This is a genomic window from Anaerolinea thermophila, from assembly GCF_020723905.1.
Lineage (GTDB): Bacteria > Chloroflexota > Anaerolineae > Anaerolineales > Anaerolineaceae > Anaerolinea > Anaerolinea thermophila_A.
The window spans coordinates 601,192-614,994 of record NZ_DYHZ01000001.1 but is presented as its reverse complement, the minus strand read 5'-3'; the positions used below and the strand labels follow the sequence as shown (position 1 = coordinate 614,994).

Below are 13,803 nucleotides of genomic sequence, written 5' to 3'. Positions count from 1 at the left end.
CCCGGCATGATTGCTCCTGACCTTCCGCTGATTGATTTGCACCGCCATCTGGATGGCTGTGTGCGTCTGGAGACGATTCTGGACCTGGGTCGTCAGCATGGTCTCAACCTGCCGGCATGGGACGTGGAGCGTTTGCGCCCGTATGTGCAGGTCAGCGAAGCCCAGCCCGGCATCATGGCGTTTATTGCCCGATTTGAGTGGATGACCGGCGTGATGGTCAATGCCGATGCTGTCCGGCGGATTGCTTTTGAGAATGTGGAAGACCTGCAGCGCGAAGGGGTGCATTACGCCGAATTGCGCTTTTCTCCGCTCTTCATGGCAGAGCCGCATCATCTGGACCCGGTGGAAGTGATTGATGCGGTGGTGGATGGGGTGCGCGCCGGTTGCCAGAAGACCGGCGTCAGGGTGAACCTGATTGGCATTCTCAGCCGCACCTATGGCGTGGATGCCTGCTGGAAGGAACTGCGCGCCATCCTTGCCCGCCGCGAGGCGTTTGTGGCGGTGGATCTGGCAGGCGACGAAGCCCGTTTTCCGGGCAGTCTGTTTGTGGAGCATTTTAAAGCCGTGCGTGATGTCGGTTTGCACGTTACCGTGCACGCTGGAGAGGCTGCTGGCGCCGAAAGCATCTGGCAAGCCCTGCACGAACTGGGCGCTGAGCGCATCGGTCATGCCGTCCATGCCCCCGAAGATCCCGCACTGATGGATGTTCTGGCGGAGCGCGGTACTGGCGTGGAAGTGAATCTGACCAGCAACGTACAGACCACCACCGCCCCGTCTTATGCCGGGCACCCCGTGCGCCAGTTTGTGGAGCGCGGCATCCGCGCCACCCTCAACAGCGATGATCCCGGCATCAGTGGCATTAACCTGCCGTATGAGTACACCGTTGCCGCGCCTGCCGCCGGGCTGACCCCCGAACAGATTCGTCAGTTGCAACGCAATGCCCTGGAGGTGGCGTTCCTCACTCCGGCAGAAAAGCAAGCCCTGATGAAAAGTTGTCAGGCGGAATAAGGAAAAAAGGTGTTTGCTGGGGCTGTCTGGAAAGAAGACAGCCTTTTACGGGAGGGTACACGCCCTCCCGTTTTTTTTGAATTTAACAAAACTCCAATAATTCTTTGATGGATTGTTAATACATTCCTCTTACAATTCGAGGCGTAATCAGGAATGAAACATTCACCCTGAATGGAAGGAGGGTCGTATGATCTACCGGAGATATACCATGCCGAGCATCTGGGAAGAGATGAACCGCATGCAACGTGAGATGGAGCGCTTGATGCAGGCATTCCTGCCTGAAACCGGGCGTGTTTCGACCGTGTTCCCCGCCATCAATGCCTGGACGAATGACGAGGCGGAAATTGTCACCGTGGAAGTGCCGGGCGTGGATCCGAAAGACCTGGACATCAGCGTGGTCAACGATGTGCTGACCATCAGCGGCGAGCGCAAACCTGAAGATCCCAAGGATGATATTCGCTATCATCGCCGCGAACGGGTGTGCGGGAAGTTCAGCCGCTCGATCCAGCTGGCTTTCCCGGTGAATGCGGATAAGGTAACGGCGTCGTACGAGAACGGTATTTTGAAGATCGTTTTGCCGCGCGCCGAAGCCGACAAACCGCGCAAGATCACCGTCAAATCGGCATAAGATGAAGCGGGAGGAGGTGGCATATGGCAGAAGAGACCAAATCGATCGAAATCAAGAAGGAAACTCCGCTGGCTGAGGAGAAAACCGAACGCATTCGCGAACGCCGCGTGTATCTGCCCCGCACCGATATCTACGAAACCCGCGATGATCTGGTGCTGGTGATGGATCTGCCGGGCGTGGATGAAAAGAATGTGGATATCATGCTGGAAAAGAACGTGCTGACCATCAAAGCCTATCCGACCTTTGAGCGCCCCGAAAACTACACGCTGGCGTACGCCGAGTACGGCGAAGGCGATTTTGAACGCTCCTTCGCCCTGTCGGATGAGATTGACCGCGAACACATTGAAGCCCGCGTCAAAAACGGCACGCTGTACCTGCGCCTGCCCAAAGCCGGTGCGGCAAAGCCTACCAAGATTGCGGTCAAAGCCGGATAAAAATAGAGAAAAACACTTGACAGTATCTCGATTGGTGATATAATCCCGCACTCGCGGCACCTGATGAAGGAGCCGCGGCGCGTGAAAAGAGGAGGTGAGTCTATGGCAATCACAGATTTACTTCCCTGGAAACGCGAAGAACGGGCGCTGGCTCCCCGCCGGCGCGAGGAAGATCTCTTCCTCACCCTGCGTGACGAGATGGATCGCATGATGGAAGAGTTCTTCGATGAACCGCTCTTCTCACTCCGACCGCGCTTGCTGGAGCGCATGGGAGCGTTCTTCCCGCGGGTGGACGTGAGCGAGAATGACAAGGAAATCGTCGTAACGGCTGAGGTGCCGGGCATGGACGAGAACGACGTTGAAGTCTCGTTCAAGGATGGCATCCTCACCATCAAGGGCGAGAAACGCGCGGAAAAAGAAGAAAAAGACCGCCGCTATCATCGGATCGAACGCACTTACGGATCCTTCCGACGTGATATCGAGATGCCCTGTGAGGTAGAGGAGGACAAGATTACGGCAACCTACAAGAAGGGGGAATTGACGGTTGTTTTGCCCAAGTCTACCCGTCCGGAAGTCATCGGTAAGCGCATTCCGGTCCAGCGCGGTTGAAAAAATAACGGTACGTCGCGTTTGGGAAAGACCTCCGCATAACGGAGGTTTTTCCACTTTAAAATCAATGTCGGGATGATGAATTGGATAAACCCTGCGTCATTGGTCACATTTTTTCTCGTCAAACTTCCCTCTAAGTATAGACAAGTCCCTGTTTAATATATAATTAATCCAGCCTCTCACTTTCTTTTAATGAGAGAGTGAGCAGGAAATTCTTCCAAAAGGATGGAGTACCGGTGATGAAACCTTTCGCCAAACCATGGATGGCTCTGTTGCTGGCAGGTTTTCTGCTGGTAACCCTGTCTTCCGTTGCACACGCCGTCTCTCTATCGCAGGAGTCTCTGCCCGGAAATGAGGTCTGTCTCGCCTGTCACCAGACCCCGGGACAGATCCTGACGCTGGACAACGGCGAACAACTGTATGTGACCATCCTGCCCGAGGAGTACGGCAAATCTGTACACGCCAAAAACGGAGTAGCCTGTGCCATGTGCCACTCCGACATGTTCGGGTATCCGCATCCGGCGAAGGATTTGTCCAGTTTACGGGCGTACCGCAAGCAGTATCAGAATACCTGTAAAGTGTGCCACGCCGACAAGTACGAACTGGATAGCGTCCATCGGCGCGCCTTCGAGAGCGGTAATGAACTGGCGCCAACCTGCATTGATTGCCATAACCCGCACACACAGGCGCAGGTTAAAGACGAACAGGGCAACCTCATTCCCGAAGAATTGGGCAAGTCGCCGGAAGTATGCTCGCAATGCCACTTCGGCATCTATCAGGAGTACAGCCAGTCGGTGCATGGAAAAGCCGCCCGAGAAGGCAACCCCGATGTGCCGGTGTGCATTACCTGCCATGGACTGCATGTCATTGAAGACCCGACCACCACTCAGTTCCGCCTGGCTTCGCCCAAGATGTGTGGAGAGTGCCACAGCAACCCGGAGATCATGAACAAATACGGTCTCTCCACGGATGTGTACAACACCTATGTGGCAGACTTCCACGGTTCCACGGTCACTCTGTTCGAGCGCATCTCACCCGATCAACAGACGAACAAGGCAGTGTGTTATGACTGCCATGGCGTTCACAACATCGGAGACGTGGACGACCCGATGGTCGGACTGGGCATGAAACAAAACATGCTGAAAGCCTGCCAGAAGTGCCACCCCGATGCCACCGAAAACTTCCCCGATTCGTGGATGAGCCATTACCGTCCTGACCGCGAGAAGTTCCCGCTGGTGTACTATGTCAATCTGTTCTACAAGATTTTCATCCCGCTGGTGCTGGGCGGAATGGCGGTCTTTGTAGCCAGCGATATTTTCTACCGGGTGCGCCGCGCTTTGAGCCGCCGCAAGCCTGCTCAACCGGTTCAACCTGCTGCAGAACCGCCGCAGACTCCGGAGCCATCAGAAGCGGCCCAAGAAACCGGCAAGGAGGAGTAGAGAGATGAGCGAGCAAACCAAAACGTATCAACGCTTTAATATTGCCCAGCGGATTGAGCACTTTGTGCTGATTCTCTCTTTCACCCTGCTGGCGCTGACCGGCTTACCGCAGAAGTTCTTCTTCTCGGACATCTCACAGGCGATCATTGCCGCTTTTGGCGGAATTGAGTCCATCCGCATTGTCCACCGTGTGGCGGCGACGGTCTTCTGTCTGCAAGCCATCTATCATCTGGTGGTGATGGGATATAAACTGTACGTCTTGCGGGTCGAGCCCAGCATGTTGCCGGGCATCAAGGACGCGCAGGATGCCATTCAGTGGTTCCTTTTCAATATCGGTTTGCGCAAAGAGCGCCCCAAAATGCCGCGCTACAACTTCATGGAAAAGATGGAGTACTGGGCAATGGTATGGGGACTGGTGATCATGGCGCTTACCGGCTTCATGCTCTGGAACCCGATTGCCACCAGCCGCGTCCTGCCCGGCGTGGTGATTCCTGCCGCAAAAGCGGCGCACGGCGCGGAAGCCATTCTGGCGGTGCTGGCGATCATCCTCTGGCACTTTTACAACGTGCACATCAAACACTGGAACTGGTCCATGATCAAAGGCACTCTCTCCCGTGAGGAAATGGAAGAAGAGCATGCCCTCGAACTGGAACAGATTGAACGCGGCGCGCTTCCCCCGCGCCCTGCGCCTGAGGTGATTCGCAAACGCATGCGCATTTACGTGCCCATTGCCAGCGTGGTGGGGCTGGCACTCACCGCCGGGGTGATTTACTTCATCACCTTCGAGCAGACCTCCATTACCACCATTCCCCGTCCGGAAGAGGCAAGCCAGGTGATTGTCCTGCGTTCGCCCACGCCCCTGCCGACTGTTCTGCCCACGGAGACGCCGCAACCGCAACCCACCACAGAAGCCGCTCCCACAGGCGCGCTGACCTGGGAAGGTTCCATTGGTAAAATCATGGTGGCGCGTTGTGGTTCCTGCCATGGCTCGCTGGGAGGGTTGAATCTCAAGAATTATGCGGACGCGATGAGAGGTGGTAAGAGCGGCGCGGCAATCCTGCCCGGCGACGCTCAGGGGAGTTTACTGGTGCAGACCGTTCAGGGCGGCAAACATCCGGGTAAATTTACCGATGACGAGTTGCAGAAGGTCATCGAGTGGATTCAGTCCGGCGCGCCGGAAAAGTAAAATACCTGCTCAAAAAAATCCCCGAACCATTCAACGGTTCGGGGATTTTTCGTTTCCAAAGAAGGTGCGGCGTTATCCGCGCGGCAGGCGGGTGCCACAGGCTCGGCAAAACAAATCACCGGGAGCGGCACGCTTGCCACACTGCGGGCAGTACAGGGCTTCGCTCGCTGAGGACGCTGATTTTACCGTTCCGGCGGGTTTATGCCGTCGCCCCGGCGTGGTCTCGCTCTCTTTGCGGGCTTTCAGGAACATCCAGCCTGCGGCGAGGACCATGATCAGTCCCAGTCCGCCCACCGCCCACGGAATCACCTCGGTGACACGCAGTTTTCCGGGAGTCGTTTCGCTGATGGGCTCGGCAGGCGCAACCGGCTCAAAGGTGTTGGGCTGGGTTAATTCATCGTCGCTCTTCTGGTAGGTGATCTTTAAATTCACCGGCAGGCTGGCTTTGACCTCGCCCACCACCACGCCGTGATAGGTCAACCCATCGGTGCCCTGCTGAGAGGTCCCGCCGGGCGGATCAAGAACCAGGCTTGTGGCTGTGCGCGGTCGTTGAATTTCCAGCACCAGATTATCGGTGGGGTAGGGCATGAGATATTGAAAACGGTACGTACGGCTGGCGTTGTTGATCTCCAGTGTGGGATCGTAGTATTCCAGATGGATTTGCGGCACGGTTGCCAGCAACTTCACCCAGATGATATTGTTTTGTACTGGCGAAAGGGTATATTCCACGTTGAACAGCCCGTTTTCGTTTTGTTCGGCAACCGCGTGCGGGGTTCTGGCGGCGGCGGGCATGGGAAGGGTGATCTCGGCGGGCAGTTTCACATCCCCACCCAGGGTGATGCGGTAGATGACCAGCACACTGCGCTCGCGGTCGTACTCGGGCCAGAGGAGCACTTCCACATTCTGGAAGCGGATGGTCTCATCCTGCGCCTGCGCCGGGAATGACGAAATCAACAACATCAGCAGGGTAAGCAGGAGCATTACACGGTAGCGCATGGAGCCTCCGTCGTACAAACAGATTTGCGTGGATTATATCAGGTTGTTTTCCTGAGCGATGAAAATCTGCCGGGCAATGCTTTCTTCCAGCGCCAGTTCGGTCTGTTCTACCTGAACGATAATCATTGGGCGATTCATCAGCACGCGCACCAGCCGCCCCGGAAGGATGCCGTATGCCTGTAAACGGTGAATTTGCTCGGCTGGCAGGTCTCCCAGCCCGGCAATGAGGGCGCGCTTACCCGGAAAGACATCTGCAAGGGTCAGGAGATTGCCATGGCGGTAACGGTGGCGTCTATGATTGGGTTGAAGAAGCGGATGACGAGGCATGATGCTCCTTTTTGGTGATGAGGTTTTTAATGAAACGTGCCAGACTGGAACGTTCGGGATTGATCTGGCTGGTGCCGCAGTTGGGACAGCAAACCGTCTGGCATCCCTCGTGCAGAGGGCAGGCGGCACAGCCCGGATGTTCCTCCGGTGAGAAGCGAAATCCGCAAACCGAGCAGGTGATCCAGTGTGAATTATCCATTCCAGCCTGCCAGTAACAGCAAACGGTACAGTAACCCACCGACCAGAATGGCGAAGGGGAAGACGAATGCCAGAATGCCCAGCGTGATTCTGGTGCCGCGTTCTTTGAACAGCATGAAGATGCTGGCAATGCAGGGCACAAAGAGCGTGATGGTAACGATTGACACCACCGTCTGAACGGGGTTCAGCAAGCCCTGAGATTGCATCATAAAGAGTTCGGTGGCGGCAAAGTCGCGGCGCATCAATCCCAGCAGGAAGGATGCGGCAGCCTGAGGCGGCAAGCCCAGCCAGCCCGTGACGATGGGCTCCAGCCCGTGAATGATGGCGGGGAGCAAATGGGCTTTATCCAGCACAAACAGCAGCAGAGTGCCCAGCAGGAAGAGCGGCACGGCTTCTTTGATGTACCACTCCAGCCGCGCGGCGGTCTTCACCAGCACGTTGCTCAATACCGGGAAGCGCAGGGGCGGCAGTTCGATCACCAGCGGGTTGCGTTCTCCGGGCATCAGGCGGGCGGCAAGCCAGCCCACTGCCATCAGCACCAGCAGGATGATGCCCGTCCAGATAAGCGCCGCGCTGAAGGACACATTGGCGAGCATGCCCATCACCACGCCCAACTGCGCCGAGCAGGGGATGGCAAGTGCCAGCAGGATGGTCGCCAGCACCCGTTCTCTTCGCGTGGGCAGGATGCGGGTGGTCATGGTTGCCATGGTGACACAGCCCAGCCCGAGAATCATCGGCAGGACGGCTTGCCCGTTCAATCCCATGCGGCTGAAGAAACGGTTACTCAGTACTGCCATGCGCGGCAGGTATCCCGAATCTTCCAGAATGCCAAAAGCGATGAAGAAGGTGGTGACCACCGGCAGGAGCAGGGCAAAGGCATAGGTCACGCCCATCGTCCACAGCCCGTACTCGCCCACCAGCAAATCGCTCAAAAATTGCCACGGGATCCAGCGCTGAATGTGTTCGACCACCCACGGGTTGATGATGTTGCCGAACAGGTTTTCTTCCAGCAAGCCTACCAGCGTGCCCGCACCGAACACGCCCACAAACCAGTACATGGCGTACAGAATCAGCGCCAGTACCGGAATGCCCCACAGGGGATGTGTGCTCAAATGGCTCAGTTCCATGGCGAGGCTGAACGTCTGTTCTTCACTGATCTGCAGGGCGCGTTCTGCCACCTGAGCGATAAAGGCTTCGCGGGTTTGCAGAATCACGCTGAAAGGGGTATCTCCCAGGGTTTCTGCCGTCTCGCGTCGCAGACGCCGCAGGGTTTCGATCGTCTCTGGCGCGGCTTTTTCACTCAACCAGGCTTCCACAGCCGGGTCTTCGCTCAGGAAGAGCAAGCCCAGCGCGCGCGGAGCAATATAAGCGGGGGGAAACAGCCCTTCAGCCTGTTTGAGAAACTGCTCAATGGCGGGGGGGTATTCCAGTTGCAGGGGGGAAATGGCAGCATGCTGGACGGCGGCGAGCAAATCGTCCATGCCTTTTCCCTGTGTGGCAACCGTGCTCACCACCGGAATGCCCAGCGCATCCGCAAGGTGAGCGCACTCCAGTTTCAAACCGCGTTGCCGGGCTTCGTCCATCATGTTCAGCGCCAGCACCTGCGGACGGCGCATCTCGGCTAACTGCACCGCCAGGTGCAGGGTGCGGCGCAGGTTCTTGGCATCGCCCACCTGAAGCACCGCCCGCAAAGGCTCGTTAAGCAGGACACGCGCTGTAACGGCTTCGTCCTCGCTCTGGGCGGGAAAACTGACGATGCCGGGTGTGTCCAGCACCATCACGCCGGGCAACTCCCGCAGAGCGCCCTGGGTGATTTCAACGGTTGTGCCCGGATAGTTGGATACGATGACGTACTGCCCGGTCAGGCGGTGAAAAAGCACCGATTTGCCCACATTGGGATTCCCGACCAGCGCAATGGTGTTCCCTGAGGGTGTAACCGGTATAGCAGAACTGGGTTGGCAATGTTCCATAGCGATTACCTGATAAACCCTTCGTGATGAGGTGAAGTTCCAGAAAGAGACTCTGTTTTTGCACAGGTCTGACACAACCCGTACAGGGTCAATTCCACGTCTTTTACTCGCGCACCGCTGCGCCGCTCGAATTGCGCCACAATTTCTTCCATCCGCGGGTCTGCAAATTCCAGAATGCGGTTGCATGAGCGACAGCGAAAGTGGAACGGGGTGGGATGGTGGGAGCGGGCTATCTGCACTGCCGGCTCAAAGCGTTCCCGACGGCGTTCTTCCTCAAACCAGCGCGGCGCAATAAAGCCGTTTTCTTCCAGCCAGTTGAGCGTGCGGTACACCGTCGAAAGATTAATTCCCGGTGACTGTCGGGAGACATGCCGGAAAATCTCCTCGGCGGTGGGGTGACCGCCCAGTTCTTCCAGCGCCTGCAGAATCAGGCGGCGCTGGCTGGTCATTCTTCCGCCTTCGTCGCGCAATCGCGTGGCAACCTGTTGAACGAGTGTGTCCATAGCCTGTTTCCTGTCTATTGCAAATGTTTTGCAATAAATTATTGCAAACAATTTGCATCAATTAGAGATATTTTACTCCTGATTTCGGGTCTGGTAAGTGTTTCCTGTCATGGCAAGAAGGTATAATTGTCACAAAATCGGAGGAAAAATGAACATTTGGCGAAGGGCATTATGGGTTGTTTTCATTGCGTTAGTGGTGCCGGCGTTGGTACTTCCGGTGCAGGCGCAGGCTCCCGCGCCCGGCGGGGAGCAGGTGCCCCGCTTTGAGAGCGGGGATTGTCCTATGCCGGTGCCGCCGGGAATGGTTGCAGGGACGGATCTCACCTGCGGGTGGCTGATTGTGCCGGAGCGCTATGAAGACCCTCAGGGCAACACCCTGCGCCTTGCGGTGGTGATTTTCCATCCGACTGGGACCCCGGAGCCGGATCCCATTGTGTTTGCGCAGGGCGGTCCGGGTGGATCGACCATTGATTATTACACTCAGGTTTTACCCGAAAGCCCTTTGCGGGAGCATTTTACTCTGATCCTCTTTGATCAGCGCGGGACGCTGTACTCTCAGCCGTTCCTCTTTTGTGAGGAAATTTTTCAGGAAGGTATTGACCTGTTGCCGGTTGATGTAACAGCCGAGGAATCCGAAAAGCGCTACTATGAGTCGGCAATGGCTTGCCGGGAACGCTTAACCCGCGAGGGAGTGAACCTCTCCGCCTATAACAGCGTTGAAAACGCTCACGATGTCAATGCCCTGCGCGAGGCGCTGGGGTACGAGAAGATTCACTTCTACGGGGTTTCTTACGGCACTCTGCTGGCACAGCACCTCATGCGCGAGCATCCTGAAGCCCTGCGCAGTGTCATCCTTGACGCGGTGGTGCCATTGCAGGGCAACTTCAACCTGGAAGCGCCGTTTTCGCAGGACCGCGCCTTTAATGAATTTTTCAACGCCTGTGCCAGTGATCCGGAATGTCAGCAGGGTTATCCCGATCTGGAAAAGCGCTTCTTCGATCTGGTGGAGCGTCTGGAAAAACAACCGGTTACCATCATCCTCAAAGACGATCAATCCATGCAGTCCTATCCCGCATTGCTGGATGGCGACAGCATGATTTCACTGCTCTTCCAGACGCTTTATGCCACCGAACTGTTGCCCATTCTGCCGGCGATGATCCGAGAAACCGAACAGGGCCATTACGGGCTGGTGGAGCGCATCTTCTCCATTCTTGTCTTTGACCGTACTATGGCGTATGGCATGTACCATTCGGTGGTTTGTTCTGAAGACGGTCGGGCAGATTTGAACCGCTACGATTACAGCCGCATCCGTCCGGAACTGCGCAAGGATGTGGATGTGTCTAACCGCGCTTTCCTGAAACTGTGTCAGGACTGGGGGGTGTCTCCGCTGGGCAGTGAGGCGGAAGAGCCGGTGAGCAGTGATATTCCTACTCTGATTTTTAACGGTCGTTTTGACCCCATCACCCCGCCGGAGTATGGCGAGATGGTTGCAAAGTATTTGCGCCGTGTTTATTCCTTCACCTTTCCCAATACCGGGCACGGCGCGTTTTCCTCCAATGACTGTGCCAATCAGATCATGCTGGAATTTGTGAAAGACCCCGATCGAGAGCCGGATGCGTCCTGTCTGGCGAATCAGCGCATGGATTTTGTCACCCCGCGAGAGTACATTTCCCTTCCGGTGATCTCAAATCTGCTCAATCTGGATCAGCGCCTGCTGCTTCCCGCACTCATTCTGGGGACAGCGGCGGTGTTCCTGCTTACACTGTGGGTGGTGTATCCGCTGGGGTGGCTGATTCGCCGTTTGCGCAGTATCCCGGCAGGGGTGGCGCCGCTCTCCCACTATCTGGCAACGGCTTCGGGATTGATGAGTGGCGCGTTGCTCTGGCTTTTCCTGGCGGGTCTGGTGGTGGCGCTGGGCGTTCTGGTGTCGAATAACAACCCCCTCATCCTGCTGGGGATGCCCGACACGGCGCGTCCGATTTTCCTGATTCCTTTGCTGATGCTGGGTGTGAGCCTCGCTCTGGTGGGTTTCATCCCGGTGGCATGGCGGCGCTGGCGATGGTGGACCAGGGGGTATTTCGTCCTGCTGGCGATCTCTGCACTGGCGGCGCTGGGGGTGCTGGCATGGTGGGGGATGCTGTTTGCTGGCATTTAGGGCTTTGCCAGAATCACCGCAATCGGGTCGGCATACTGCTCCTGCCAGCCTGCCTGTTTCAGGGCGTGCCTCAGCGGTGCATCGGGAGAGATCAGCGCCAGACGGATGCCATGCTTTTCCAGCAGGTTTTGCCAGTCCTCTCCGGCATTGACGAGAGTCAGCCATTCTTTCAGCAGGTCATCGCCGTATAAATCTGTGCGCCCATCCACAAAGACGGGAACCTGCGGCAGGCGCCAGATCAGGTAACCGCCCCAGGCGTATTCGTTGAAGAGATTCCCGGTGGGGTGATGCTGTTCCATCCATGCCACGGCGTCTGCCGGATAATACTGACGGATTGCGCCCTCGACCAGCGCCGGGTGGCTGACCAGCCCGGCTTTGAGAAAGGCGGCAAATGCCAGCAGTCCCACGCTGGTCAGGTTAATGCTCCGCCGGAGTGATGCCCGCACAGGGCGCGACGCCCCCGAGTACCGCTTGAGATGAGGTGAGAGTGGGGCAAAGGCAGTTTGCAGGGCTTCCCACCCCGCAGAGGCAAGCAGGGGCGCCGCCGCCAGCGCAAATGGGGCAAAATTGCGCCGCGCCATCAGCCCCATGGCGGTAAAGAGCAGTACAGGCAGAAGCGTTTCGGCGGGGCGCCGTTGTCTGGAAATACCCAGCGTCAGCAGGATGCCCGCCAGCATCCACAGGAAGGGTTGTTGAGTCAGGTCATGGAAATCCGGCGAAGCCCATTCGGAGATGGCTTGCCGCAGGATTTGCACGCCCACCGTCTGAAACGGGATTTTCCACATGTTGATGCCGTTGGGGTTGAGCGCCACTGCCAGAAATCCCAGCGCACTGGCTCCCGCCAGACGGGCGATCCCGCGCCATGAAGGGGCGTGTTCGGGGGTAAGCCAGCGGTCCATCACCTGACCGGCAAGTGTGGCGCCTAAAAGCAAAAAACCCAGCGCATAGCCGCCGTGCAGATTCGACCACACCGCAAACAGGGGCGGCAGGACGAGGTAAGGGGAAAGCCGTTCGGTGCGGAATGCCGGCAGGAGGACGAGCAGCAGGGCAAACAACGCCAGCGAGAACAACTGCGGACGGGCAGTCCACAGCGGGGCACACACCAGCCCGGCAAGAATGACCACGACTGCCCGCCACAACGGCGGGGCGCTCATCTGCCGGTACACCAGCATCAAACTTAAAGTAGCCAGTCCAGCCACCAGTACAGTGAGGGCGGTGTAGCCGCCCAGCCGGTACAGCCCTGCCAGCACCACCTGTCCCAGCCACGAGTGATTGATCCACGGGCTTCCGTAACGGGTGAAGGAAAATATATCGGTGAGAACAGGCTTTCCGCTTTGCAGGGTTTCTTCGCCGGTGCGCAAATGCCACCACAGGTCGCTATCCAGCGGGGTGCGCGCCGCCATTAAAAAAATCAGCACGCCCACCACCACGGCAACCCATCGCGCCGCGTCGCGTTCATCGCTGGGGAGAGTGGGGGCAGGCATGCAGGTTTTTTTACAGAGGTTATTCTTTCAGACGCACGTACACGTTGAAGGTGCCGTCGCCGCGTTTTCCCACTTTGGTTTCAAACACGTCGGGCAGGGCTTTGATGAGCATGGACAACTGTTTGAAGCCGTAGGTGCGCGGGTCAAAACTGGGGTCTAACTGGCGCAGGTGCGTACCCATCAATCCCAGAAACGCCCAGCCGTCATCCCCTACGGCAAGGTCGTAAGCCTGACGGAGCAGGTCCAGCGGCAGGTTTGCCAGGGTCTCATTTTCCACCGGAGCAGAAGATTTCTCTTCTGGCTTCTCGCTCTTGCCGTTCTTTTCCGTCTTTTTACGGGAAGCGCTGGCGCTTTGCGCACGCGGTTTGGGAGCAGGCAGGTTTTTCTTCTGCAGGTTTTCGGTAAAGACAAACACATCGCAGGCGTTGACAAATGCCCGCGGCGTGGTGGATTTGCCAATACCCATCACGAAGATGCCCTTCTCGCGGATGCGGGTTGCCAGGCGGGTGTAGTCCGAATCGCTGGACACCAGGCAGAACCCCTCCACGCGGTCTTCGTAGAGGATATCCATGGCGTCAATGATCATGGCACTGTCGGTGGCGTTCTTGCCGATGGTGTAACGGAACTGTTGAATGGGCTGGATGGCGTAGGTTTGCAGCACTTCTTTCCAGCCGTTCATGTTGGCGGTTGTCCAGTCTCCGTAAATGCGCCGGATGATGACCGTGCCGTATTTGCTGGTTTCCGCCAGCATGTCGCCAATCAGCGAGGGCTGGGCGTTATCTCCGTCAATCAGCATGGCTATTCTTCGAGAGCGAAGAGCAGTTTGCTCAGAATCCATGTGCTATGGGTTTCTCCATTTCTAAAAA

Annotated in this window: 14 protein-coding genes; 8 read left to right on the top strand and 6 right to left on the bottom strand. The window is 57.2% G+C overall.

What is annotated here, in order from left to right; all coding sequences use genetic code 11:
• Positions 1-6 precede the first annotated feature (6 nt).
• From add to LHF31_RS02520, 6 genes are all read left to right on the top strand, one after another.
• Positions 7-1,008, top strand: coding sequence for an adenosine deaminase (gene add, locus LHF31_RS02545; protein ID WP_298006685.1), 1,002 nt, complete (start codon positions 7-9; stop codon positions 1,006-1,008).
• A gap of 208 nt (positions 1,009-1,216) precedes the next feature.
• Positions 1,217-1,636 carry an Hsp20/alpha crystallin family protein gene (locus tag LHF31_RS02540; RefSeq protein WP_303773392.1) on the top strand — a complete coding sequence of 140 codons (420 nt, stop codon included), beginning with the start codon at positions 1,217-1,219 and terminating at the stop codon, positions 1,634-1,636.
• Positions 1,637-1,659: 23 nt separating this feature from the next.
• The gene (locus LHF31_RS02535; protein ID WP_298006679.1) at positions 1,660-2,070 is read left to right on the top strand and encodes an Hsp20/alpha crystallin family protein; all 411 of its coding nucleotides are present in this window, start codon (positions 1,660-1,662) and stop codon (positions 2,068-2,070) included.
• 102 nt (positions 2,071-2,172) lie between these two features.
• Positions 2,173-2,679 carry an Hsp20/alpha crystallin family protein gene (locus LHF31_RS02530; protein ID WP_298006676.1) on the top strand — a complete coding sequence of 169 codons (507 nt, stop codon included), beginning with the start codon at positions 2,173-2,175 and terminating at the stop codon, positions 2,677-2,679.
• Positions 2,680-2,918: 239 nt separating this feature from the next.
• Positions 2,919-4,118 (top strand): cytochrome c3 family protein, encoded by a 1,200-nt coding sequence (locus tag LHF31_RS02525; protein WP_298006673.1) that lies wholly within the window; start codon positions 2,919-2,921, stop codon positions 4,116-4,118.
• A 4-nt stretch (positions 4,119-4,122) separates the two neighbouring features.
• Positions 4,123-5,304, top strand: coding sequence for a cytochrome b/b6 domain-containing protein (locus LHF31_RS02520; protein ID WP_298006670.1), 1,182 nt, complete (start codon positions 4,123-4,125; stop codon positions 5,302-5,304).
• A 72-nt stretch (positions 5,305-5,376) separates the two neighbouring features.
• On the opposite strand, the gene LHF31_RS02515 is transcribed toward LHF31_RS02520, so the two are convergent.
• Positions 5,377-6,300, bottom strand: coding sequence for a zinc ribbon domain-containing protein (locus LHF31_RS02515; protein WP_298006667.1), 924 nt, complete (start codon positions 6,298-6,300; stop codon positions 5,377-5,379).
• A gap of 33 nt (positions 6,301-6,333) precedes the next feature.
• Positions 6,334-6,627 carry a ferrous iron transport protein A gene (locus LHF31_RS02510; protein WP_298006664.1) on the bottom strand — a complete coding sequence of 98 codons (294 nt, stop codon included), beginning with the start codon at positions 6,625-6,627 and terminating at the stop codon, positions 6,334-6,336.
• 29 nt (positions 6,628-6,656) lie between these two features.
• Between LHF31_RS02510 and LHF31_RS02505 the strand changes: the two genes are divergently transcribed.
• A complete protein-coding gene (locus tag LHF31_RS02505) occupies positions 6,657-6,842 on the top strand; it encodes a hypothetical protein (RefSeq protein ID WP_298006662.1) in 186 nt (61 codons plus the stop codon).
• Here the strand turns inward: LHF31_RS02505 and feoB are convergent.
• Together feoB and LHF31_RS02495 are read right to left on the bottom strand one after the other, a co-directional pair.
• The gene (feoB, locus tag LHF31_RS02500) at positions 6,819-8,795 is read right to left on the bottom strand and encodes a ferrous iron transport protein B (RefSeq protein WP_298006659.1); all 1,977 of its coding nucleotides are present in this window, start codon (positions 8,793-8,795) and stop codon (positions 6,819-6,821) included. The two genes, LHF31_RS02505 and feoB, sit on opposite strands and share 24 nt — an antisense overlap.
• 5 nt (positions 8,796-8,800) lie before the next feature.
• Positions 8,801-9,298 carry a Fur family transcriptional regulator gene (locus LHF31_RS02495; RefSeq protein WP_298006654.1) on the bottom strand — a complete coding sequence of 166 codons (498 nt, stop codon included), beginning with the start codon at positions 9,296-9,298 and terminating at the stop codon, positions 8,801-8,803.
• A 148-nt stretch (positions 9,299-9,446) separates the two neighbouring features.
• Here LHF31_RS02495 and LHF31_RS02490 point away from each other — a divergent pair, with 148 nt between their 5' ends.
• Positions 9,447-11,453, top strand: coding sequence for an alpha/beta hydrolase (locus tag LHF31_RS02490; RefSeq protein ID WP_298006651.1), 2,007 nt, complete (start codon positions 9,447-9,449; stop codon positions 11,451-11,453).
• Here LHF31_RS02490 and LHF31_RS02485 read toward each other — a convergent pair.
• Positions 11,450-12,937, bottom strand: a complete 1,488-nt coding sequence (locus tag LHF31_RS02485) for a hypothetical protein (RefSeq protein ID WP_298006648.1) — start codon at positions 12,935-12,937, stop codon at positions 11,450-11,452. The genes LHF31_RS02490 and LHF31_RS02485 overlap by 4 nt on opposite strands.
• Before the next feature lie 19 nt (positions 12,938-12,956).
• The gene (locus LHF31_RS02480) at positions 12,957-13,775 is read right to left on the bottom strand and encodes an NYN domain-containing protein (protein WP_298006645.1); all 819 of its coding nucleotides are present in this window, start codon (positions 13,773-13,775) and stop codon (positions 12,957-12,959) included.
• Between the last annotated feature and the right edge of the window lie 28 nt (positions 13,776-13,803).

Coding starts and splice junctions, on each gene's coding strand:
- add (WP_298006685.1), top strand. CDS start 7: ATGATTGCTCCTGACCTTCCGCTGATTGATTTGCACCGCCATCTGGAT.
- LHF31_RS02540 (WP_303773392.1), top strand. CDS start 1,217: ATGCCGAGCATCTGGGAAGAGATGAACCGCATGCAACGTGAGATGGAG.
- LHF31_RS02535 (WP_298006679.1), top strand. CDS start 1,660: ATGGCAGAAGAGACCAAATCGATCGAAATCAAGAAGGAAACTCCGCTG.
- LHF31_RS02530 (WP_298006676.1), top strand. CDS start 2,173: ATGGCAATCACAGATTTACTTCCCTGGAAACGCGAAGAACGGGCGCTG.
- LHF31_RS02525 (WP_298006673.1), top strand. CDS start 2,919: ATGAAACCTTTCGCCAAACCATGGATGGCTCTGTTGCTGGCAGGTTTT.
- LHF31_RS02520 (WP_298006670.1), top strand. CDS start 4,123: ATGAGCGAGCAAACCAAAACGTATCAACGCTTTAATATTGCCCAGCGG.
- LHF31_RS02515 (WP_298006667.1), bottom strand. CDS start 6,300: ATGCGCTACCGTGTAATGCTCCTGCTTACCCTGCTGATGTTGTTGATT.
- LHF31_RS02510 (WP_298006664.1), bottom strand. CDS start 6,627: ATGCCTCGTCATCCGCTTCTTCAACCCAATCATAGACGCCACCGTTAC.
- LHF31_RS02505 (WP_298006662.1), top strand. CDS start 6,657: ATGAAACGTGCCAGACTGGAACGTTCGGGATTGATCTGGCTGGTGCCG.
- feoB (WP_298006659.1), bottom strand. CDS start 8,795: ATGGAACATTGCCAACCCAGTTCTGCTATACCGGTTACACCCTCAGGG.
- LHF31_RS02495 (WP_298006654.1), bottom strand. CDS start 9,298: ATGGACACACTCGTTCAACAGGTTGCCACGCGATTGCGCGACGAAGGC.
- LHF31_RS02490 (WP_298006651.1), top strand. CDS start 9,447: ATGAACATTTGGCGAAGGGCATTATGGGTTGTTTTCATTGCGTTAGTG.
- LHF31_RS02485 (WP_298006648.1), bottom strand. CDS start 12,937: ATGCCTGCCCCCACTCTCCCCAGCGATGAACGCGACGCGGCGCGATGG.
- LHF31_RS02480 (WP_298006645.1), bottom strand. CDS start 13,775: ATGGATTCTGAGCAAACTGCTCTTCGCTCTCGAAGAATAGCCATGCTG.